This window comes from Brevundimonas sp. (genome assembly GCF_036659295.1).
In the GTDB taxonomy this organism is placed as follows: domain Bacteria; phylum Pseudomonadota; class Alphaproteobacteria; order Caulobacterales; family Caulobacteraceae; genus Brevundimonas.
Genome location: NZ_JAVXCU010000117.1, coordinates 1 through 5,853, shown reverse-complemented (window position 1 = coordinate 5,853; position 5,853 = coordinate 1). Strand labels below are relative to the sequence as shown.

Genomic DNA, 5,853 nt, shown 5'->3' with positions numbered 1-5,853 from the left:
GACCCGCCGCTGGTGCTGTGGTGCATGGACATCAGGTCCGACCGTCACGATGCCTTTGCGGGGGCTGATCGTTTTGCGGTTCATATGCTGCCCGTAGAGGACAAGGAGATGTCCGACCGTTTTGCGTGGGGCGTTGCCCGCCTGAGCGAGGACGAGTTCGAGACCGCAAACCCCGAACCGCCATGCCTACGCAATGCGGTGACGCGTCTGGATTGCGATATGCACCAGCAGATCATCATGGGCGACCATCTGGTGATTGTCGGTCATGTGCGGTCGTTTGCCACCCGTCCGGGTGATGCACTGACCTATTTCCGTGGCAAATACGGTCAGGCTGTTGATCCAACAATCTGACCGCAAGACGGGATGGTAAGGGGGCAATCAGCCCCCTTGCTTAGCCTTGTAGCTGACGCGCTGCTGTTGGTGCGAAATAGCTGATAATGCCGGATGCACCTGCGCGTTTGAACGCATGAAGGCTTTCCAGAATGACACGATCACCGTCCAGCCAGCCATTCTGGATGGCGGCCTGCATCATCGCGTATTCACCGGACACCTGATAGGCGAAGGTCGGGATGCCAAAGGTCGACGTCACGCGCTGGACGATATCCAGATAGGCCATCCCCGGTTTGACGATGACTGCGTCGGCACCCTCGGAAATGTCGATGGCAACCTCGCGCAGGGCCTCTTCGGTGTTGGCGAAATCCATCTGATAGGTTTTCTTGTCGCCGGTCAGCGATTTGGACGAGCCGACAGCATCGCGGTACGGGCCATAGAAGGCCGAGGCGAACTTGGCCGCATACGAGATAATCATCGTATCCGGATAGCCGTTTGATTCCAGTGCATTGCGGATAGCCTGAATGCGGCCATCCATCATGTCGGACGGGGCGACGGCATCGGCTCCGGCATGGGCGTGTATGAAGGCTTGTTCCTCGAGGCGCTCGATGGTGGCGTCGTTGATGATCTTGTTGCCTTCCATGACGCCGTCGTGGCCGTGGTCGGTGTAACAGTCGAGCGCCACATCGGTCATGATACCGATTTCGGGTACGGCGTCCTTGATGGCACGGATGGTCTCGGGGATCAGGCCGTCAGGATCGGTTGCACCGCTGCCTATATTGTCCTTGGGCGAATGGGCGATGTTCGGGAACAGGGCGATCATCGGGATGCCCAGATCGCGGGCCTCGCGGGCGGCATTAACTGCTTCTTTGCGAGACAGGCGGAACATGTCCGGCATGGACGAGACGGCAACTTTGTCTTCTTCGCCGTCATGGACAACGATCGGCCAGATTAGGTCGGACGGAGTGAGCGTTGTTTCAGCAACCAGACGACGCACCCACGGTGCCGTGCGCAGACGACGCGGACGGGCAAAAGGGAAGGCGGCGGGCTGGAAGGGAGGGATGCTCATAGCTGTAGTCCTTGGAACGCGAAGCGTGGTGCTAGACCAATCCGTTGCGACACGCAAAACACGTGGTGAAACCGTAACTTTCAGATGTTTTATGCTGGCATTGAGTGCCGCCGTGGATGCGAACCGTTATCAGCTAGTCCAGCTGGGGCAAATTGTCCTTCGACGAGCGTGGACATACGTCTAACAAGGGTCCAAATAAGCTAAAGACCATATAAAGAAAAGAAACGCAGTTTTGTTCGACTATAAATCCGCCTTTCAAAACTCTGTAGAGCAGGTCCGCAACGAAGGCCGCTATCGCGTCTTCGCTGACCTTAAGCGCGTGCGTGGCCAATTCCCTATGGCGACCCGTCGTCGCGAGGATGGATCCGAGCAGGACGTCGTGATCTGGTGCTCGAACGACTATCTGGGCATGGGGCAGCATCCGGCGGTTCTGGATGCCATGCACGAGGCACTTGATACGGTCGGTGCAGGCGCGGGCGGTACGCGCAATATTTCCGGTACGACGCGCTCTGCGGTGGACCTCGAGGCCGAGCTGGCTTCGTGGCACCAGAAAGAAGCCGCGCTGCTGTTCACCTCGGGCTATGTCGGCAACGAGGCGACCCTTTCGACCCTGCAAAAAATCCTGCCGGGTCTGATCATTTTCTCCGACGCCTTGAACCATGCCTCGATGATCGAAGGCATCCGTAATGGCGGCGGTCCGCGCCATATCTTCCGTCACAACGATCTGGCCCATCTCGAAGAATTGCTAGCTGCAGCACCGGATGGTGCACCCAAGCTGATTGCCTTTGAGTCTGTCTATTCGATGGATGGCGATATTGCCGATCTGAAGGGCACGATTGCTCTGGCGCGCAAATACAACGCCATGACCTATCTGGACGAAGTCCATGCGGTTGGCCTGTATGGTGAAACGGGTGCCGGTGTGGCCGAGCGCGATGGTGTTCTGGCAGACATCGACATCATTGAATGCACCATGGGCAAGGCCATTGGCGTCATGGGCGGCTATATCGCGGCCGACGCCGTGATCGTTGATGCGGTTCGCAGCTGGGCCTCGGGCTTTATCTTCACTACCTCGCTGCCGCCCGCGCTGACAGCCGGTGCTCTGGCTTCGGTGCGTCACCTAAAAGTGCATAACGAACTGCGCGAACAGCATCAGGAACGCGCGCAGGCTCTGAAAGACCGTTTTGCGGCTGCGGGCCTGCCGGTTATGGCGTCGGAAAGCCATATCGTGCCGGTGCTGGTGGGTAACCCCATCCACTGCAAGAAGATTTCTGACATGCTGCTGGAAGACTACGGCATCTACGTCCAGCCGATTAACTATCCGACCGTGCCCAAGGGCACCGAACGTTTGCGCTTCACGCCATCGCCGAACCATGACGATGACATGATGAACAAGCTGGTCGATGCGATGGACAAGCTGTTCTCGCATTGCAACGTGGCGCGTCGTCCGGTTGCAGCCTGATGAAACGCGATGCTGAACTCGGCGATATAATCGTCGAGTTCGTGCGCAATGGTGCCTATCTGAAATGCTCGGCGGTGCATGTGAAAACAGGCGTCGAGGTGTCGGCTATGGGCCCTGCACGAGAGCCGCATGCCGTTGAGCGTGTGGCTGTGGCCAAGCTGAAGCGCGCATTGGAAAATCGCTGACCTACTAGATGTTGTGGTTACGAACGGCTCGGCCTAGAAGGAAGCACCAACCAGCCGCTCAGCCTTGGGGATTCCCACAGTGACCGCCTTTACTCACGACGCTTATTTCACCCAATCTCTGTCCGATTCCGATCCGGAGATTTTCAAGGGTATCCAAGGCGAGCTTGGTCGCCAGCAGGAAGAGATCGAGCTTATCGCTTCGGAGAATATTGTCTCCAAGGCTGTGCTTGAGGCCCAAGGCTCGGTTCTGACCAACAAGTATGCCGAAGGCTATCCGGGCCGTCGCTACTATGGTGGCTGCGAGTTCGTTGACGTTACCGAAGATCTGGCGCGTGAACGCGCCAAGCAGTTGTTCAACTGCCAATATGTGAACGTTCAGCCGCACTCGGGCGCACAGGCCAACCAGGCTGTGTTCTTTGCTCTGCTGCAACCGGGCGACACCTTCCTTGGTATGGATCTGGCCTGCGGTGGCCACCTGACCCACGGTTCGCCTGCCAACCAGTCGGGCAAGTGGTTCCGTCCTGTGACCTACAAGGTCCGCGAAGACGACCACACCATCGATTACGACAACGTCGCGGAAATGGCCGAGCGCGAAAAGCCCAAGCTGATTCTGGCCGGTGCTTCGGCCTATGCCCGTCAGATCGACTTCAAGCGTTTCCGCGAGATTGCAGATTCGGTTGGTGCCTATCTGATGGTGGACATGGCCCACTATGCGGGTTTGATTGCCGGCGGAGCCTATCCGGACCCGCTGCCGCACGCCCACATTGTCACCACCACCACCCACAAGACCCTGCGCGGTCCGCGCGGCGGCATGATCCTGTCGAACGATCTGGAACTGGGCAAGAAGATCAACTCGTCGGTCTTCCCGGGCCTGCAAGGCGGCCCGCTGGAGCACGTCATTGCCGGTAAGGCTGTGGCCTTCGGTGAAGCCCTGAAGCCGGAATTCAAGGTCTATGCCCAGCAGGTCGTGAAGAACGCCAAGGCTCTGGCCGAGGTTCTGATCGAGCGCGGTCTGGCCATCGTCACCGGCGGCACCGACAGCCACATGATGCTGGTCGACCTGCGTCCGAAGGGCGTAACCGGCAAGGCCACCGAGCGCGAGCTCGAAAAGGCCCTGATGACCTGCAACAAGAACGGCGTGCCGTTCGACACTGCACCGTTCACCATCACTTCGGGCATCCGCCTGGGCACGCCCGCTGGCACCACCCGTGGTTTCGGCGAGGACGAGTTCCGTCAGATCGGTCACTGGATCGCCGATGTTGTCTCGTCGATGAACGGTGGCGACGAAGCGGATCCTGCTGTGGTGGCTTCGGTGGCTGCTCAGGTTCGCGAGCTCACCCATCGCTTCCCGATCTACCGCTAAGGCGCTGAAATGAAGTGCCCTTTCTGCGGAAACGCCGACACTCAGGTTAAGGACAGCCGACCGTCAGATGACGGTTCGGCTATCCGCCGCCGTCGCTCGTGTCCGCAATGCGGAGGGCGCTTCACCACCTTCGAGCGTGTTCAACTGCGCGAGCTGGTGATCCTGAAGCGTAACGGCCGTCGCACGCCGTTTGATCGTGACAAGCTGGAACGCTCGCTGGGCATTGCCCTTCGCAAGCGCCCCGTAACGCCCGATCAGGTCGAGCAATTGGTCAGCCGTATCGTGCGCCAGTTGGAAAGCCTCGGCGAAACGGAAATCCAGTCCCATGTGGTCGGGGACTTCATCATGAAGGCGCTCAAGAGCGTCGATGAAGTGGCCTATGTGCGTTACGCCTCGGTCTATAAAGACTTCCGCCATACCAGCGACTTTGCCAAATTCCTCGGCGACGAGGGCTTTGAAGAGAGCAAGCCGCTTTACGGCGACGACTGATGCGCCCGCGCGTCACGCTGAAACTGGCAACGTCTCTGGACGGCAAGATCGCCATGGCCTCCGGCGAAAGCCAGTGGATCACGGGCGAGGCTTCGCGTTTGCAGGGACATCGCCTGCGGGCCAGTCATGATGCCATACTGGTCGGCGTGGAAACGGTGCTGGCCGATGATCCGCAACTGACGGCCCGTATAGCGGGCGAAGCGCCGAAACAGCCCCTTCGGGTTGTGCTGGATAGTCGTCTGCGTACACCGGCCACGGCTAAATTGGCTGATGGTGCGCTTATTCTGACAACGGCTGAGCCACATGGGATCGGTCAATCGCGCGTAGTGCGTGTTGAATCTGATTCTAAAGGCAGGCCCGCAATCGCTGCCATTTTGGCGACGCTAGAAGCTGAAGGTATCCGCTCCTTGCTGATCGAAGGCGGGGGCAGGGTGGCCGCCAGCTTTATTCAGGCAGGCGTTGTGGACATAATCGAGTGGTTCCGTGCGCCAATGATCTTGGGTGAAAGCGGCCGTTCGGGTATTGCTGCCTTGGAAATTACTAAACTTTCTGATGCTCCGCGTTTCCAGCGCCTTGCGGTTCAGCCTTCGGGTGACGACCTGTGGGAACGCTACGAGAAGGTCTGACTTATGTTTACCGGTATTGTTACCGACATTGGGCGCGTTCGCAGTGTGCAGCGCACCGAGCGTGACTGGCGCTATGAAATCGAAACCGTGTGGGACACGGCGGGCATTGATATGGGCGCATCCGTTTCGCATGCAGGCTGCTGCCTGACCGTCACCGAAAAGGGCGATGGCTGGTTTGCTGTAGAGGTTTCGGCCGAGACCCTGTCCAAAACCAAGCTGGGCGAATGGGCTGAAGGCTCGCGCATCAATCTGGAACGTGCGGCCAAGCTGGGTGATGAATTGGGCGGCCATATTGTTTCGGGCCATGTTGATGGTCTGGGCACGGTCACGTC

At 58.9% G+C, this 5,853-nt stretch carries 7 protein-coding genes and 1 pseudogene; 7 read left to right on the top strand and 1 reads right to left on the bottom strand.

Annotated features, from left to right (window positions below):
* Positions 1-351, top strand: a 351-nt coding sequence (locus RSB01_RS13280; protein ID WP_332625644.1) for a flavin reductase family protein, incomplete at its 5' end; no start/stop codon positions are given.
* A 40-nt stretch (positions 352-391) separates the two neighbouring features.
* Here RSB01_RS13280 and hemB read toward each other — a convergent pair.
* Entirely contained in the window at positions 392-1,399 is a 1,008-nt protein-coding gene (gene hemB, locus RSB01_RS13275) for a porphobilinogen synthase (protein WP_332592172.1), read from the bottom strand.
* Positions 1,400-1,631: 232 nt separating this feature from the next.
* Between hemB and hemA the strand changes: the two genes are divergently transcribed.
* The 6 genes and pseudogenes from hemA to RSB01_RS13245 all read left to right on the top strand — a co-directional run.
* Entirely contained in the window at positions 1,632-2,858 is a 1,227-nt protein-coding gene (gene hemA, locus RSB01_RS13270) for a 5-aminolevulinate synthase (protein ID WP_332625643.1), read from the top strand.
* Positions 2,858-3,043 carry a hypothetical protein gene (locus RSB01_RS13265; RefSeq protein WP_332592200.1) on the top strand — a complete coding sequence of 62 codons (186 nt, stop codon included), beginning with the start codon at positions 2,858-2,860 and terminating at the stop codon, positions 3,041-3,043. Before hemA ends, RSB01_RS13265 begins: the two co-directional genes overlap by 1 nt.
* Before the next feature lie 79 nt (positions 3,044-3,122).
* Positions 3,123-4,406 (top strand): serine hydroxymethyltransferase, encoded by a 1,284-nt coding sequence (gene glyA / locus RSB01_RS13260; protein ID WP_332620247.1) that lies wholly within the window; start codon positions 3,123-3,125, stop codon positions 4,404-4,406.
* A gap of 9 nt (positions 4,407-4,415) precedes the next feature.
* Positions 4,416-4,895 carry a transcriptional regulator NrdR gene (gene nrdR / locus RSB01_RS13255; protein WP_332592209.1) on the top strand — a complete coding sequence of 160 codons (480 nt, stop codon included), beginning with the start codon at positions 4,416-4,418 and terminating at the stop codon, positions 4,893-4,895.
* Positions 4,895-5,521, top strand: coding sequence for a bifunctional diaminohydroxyphosphoribosylaminopyrimidine deaminase/5-amino-6-(5-phosphoribosylamino)uracil reductase RibD (gene ribD, locus RSB01_RS13250; RefSeq protein WP_332620246.1), 627 nt, complete (start codon positions 4,895-4,897; stop codon positions 5,519-5,521). The genes nrdR and ribD overlap by 1 nt, the downstream gene beginning before the upstream one ends.
* A 3-nt stretch (positions 5,522-5,524) precedes the next feature.
* Positions 5,525-5,853 (top strand): annotated as a pseudogene (locus RSB01_RS13245) (riboflavin synthase); the annotation flags it as partial.